At 66.5% G+C, this 1,869-nt stretch carries 2 protein-coding genes and 1 pseudogene; 1 reads left to right on the top strand and 2 read right to left on the bottom strand.

From position 1 onward, the window contains the following. A partial coding sequence (locus tag AC1U89_RS24440; protein WP_479902204.1) for a vWA domain-containing protein occupies positions 1 to 923 on the bottom strand: 923 nt, incomplete at its 3' end. A gap of 143 nt (positions 924 to 1,066) precedes the next feature. Then, a complete protein-coding gene (locus AC1U89_RS24435) occupies positions 1,067 to 1,603 on the bottom strand; it encodes an N-acetyltransferase family protein (RefSeq protein ID WP_479902203.1) in 537 nt (178 codons plus the stop codon). On the opposite strand from AC1U89_RS24435, the pseudogene AC1U89_RS24430 reads away from it, so the two are divergent. Then, positions 1,602 to 1,869: pseudogene (locus AC1U89_RS24430) on the top strand (histone deacetylase family protein); the annotation flags it as partial. The gene AC1U89_RS24435 and the pseudogene AC1U89_RS24430 sit on opposite strands and share 2 nt — an antisense overlap.

Raw genomic sequence — 1,869 nt, 5'->3', positions numbered from 1 at the left:
CCCACGAAGATGACCTTGTAGTCGTGCGGGAACTTGTGGAGCACGTCCCAGGTGGGGATCTTCTCGACCTGGCGGCGGCGGTTGTCCTTCCACACGGCCTCGTACAGGCAGTTGTGGAAGTAGAAGAACTCCAGGTGCTTGAACTCGGTCTTGGCGGCGCTGAACAGCTCTTCGCAGAGCTTGATGTGGCCGTCCATCGAGCCGCCGATGTCGAAGAACAGCAGCACCTTGATGGTGTTGCGCCGCTCGGGGCGCATCTGGATGTCCAGATAGCCCTTCTCGGCCGTGCCGCGGATCGTGCCGTTCAGGTCCAGCTCGTCCAGCGCCCCCTGGCGGGCGAACTTGCGCAGGCGCCGCAGGGCCACCTTGATGTTGCGGGTGCCCAGTTCGACGCTGTCGTCGAGGTTCTTGTACTCGCGCTTGTCCCAGACCTTCACGGCCCGGCCGTGGCGGCTCTTGTCCTGGCCGATGCGCACGCCTTCGGGGTTGTAGCCGTTGTTGCCGAACGGGCTGGTGCCGCCCGAGCCGATCCACTTGTTGCCGCCCTCGTGGCGCTCCTTCTGCTCCTTCAGGCGCTCCTGCAGGGTCTCCATCAGCTTCTCGAAGCCGCCCATGGCCTCGATCTGCGCCTTCTCCTCGTCGGTCAGGAACTTCTCGGTCAGGGCCTTCAGCCACTCGGCCGGGATGTCGGCGGTGATCCCGTCCTCGACGGTCTCCAGCCCCTTGAACACGTGGCCGAACACCCGGTCGAACTTGTCGAGGTTCTTCTCGTCCTTCACCAGGCTGGCGCGCGACAGGAAGTAGAAATCCTCGATCCGCCGATCGATGACGTCCTTGTCCAGCGCCTCCATCAGCTGGAGGTATTCGCGCAGGGACACCGGGATCTTGGCGGCGCGGAGCTCGGAGAAGAAGCGGAGGAACATGGGTTGGCTTTCGAACGGTTGTTCGAAGGATGGCGGGTTATGGGGCGCGAGGCAACGGTGCGTGAAGGTGGGGACACACACTCGCCCCACGAATTCGGCAGGCGATCTCGGACGGTTGGGCGAGTGTGTGTCCCCCGTGTCTGTCACCCCCGTCTTAGGATGAACTCCAGGTCCCGCGTCTCGCCGACCGGGAAATGGTACTCGCCGACCTTCTCGAACCCCTTGGACCGATACAGCTTCTGCGCCCCGAAGTTCTCGGACCACACGCCGATCCACAGCGGGCGCGGGCCGTCGCGTTCCAGCCAGTCCAGCGCGGTCTTCAGCAACAGGGAGCCTCGCCCGCCGCCCTGGAAGGCCTTGAGCACGTAGATGCGGTGCAGCTCGCCGTCGCTGGGCTTCACGTCGTCATGGGGCAGGCCGCACGGGCCGGCGGTGGCGTAGCCGATCGCCTCGTCGTCGAGCTCCAGCAGCCAGGTCGCCTTGTCCGGATCGGCCAGGTCGCGCTTCGTCCGCTCCAGGCCGTAGGCGTAGGCCAGGAAGGTCTCCAGGTCCTCGGTCGGGTACAGGTGGGCGAAGGTGTCGCTGAAAGTCCGGGCGCCGAGGCTGGAAACGACGTCGGCGTCGTCGAGGGTGGCCCTGCGGATGGTCGCGGCGGTGGTCAAGAGGTAGGGTCCTCGCATGGATGTCGCGCTCTATACGCATCTGGATATGCTCGACCATCGGCCCGGCGACAACCACGTCGAGCGGCCCGAGCGCCTGCGGGCGGTGGTCGACGCGCTGGACGACGACGGCCGCCTGGACCTGGAGAGCCTGGAAGCGCCGCTGGTCGACTTCGCCGACCTGGCCCGGGTGCATCCGCAAGGCTTCATCGACGACGTGGTCGCCGCCGCGCCCCGCAGCGGCCGCCGGGCGCTGGACCCCGACACGGTGSTGTCGACCGGCAGCC

It is taken from the genome of Caulobacter sp. 05T431 (assembly GCF_056665975.1).
This window is presented reverse-complemented; position numbering and strand designations above follow the sequence as displayed.

Excerpts from the sequence above, each read along its gene's own strand:
- AC1U89_RS24435 (WP_479902203.1), bottom strand. The coding sequence starts at position 1,603 with ATGCGAGGACCCTACCTCTTGACCACCGCCGCGACCATCCGCAGGGCC.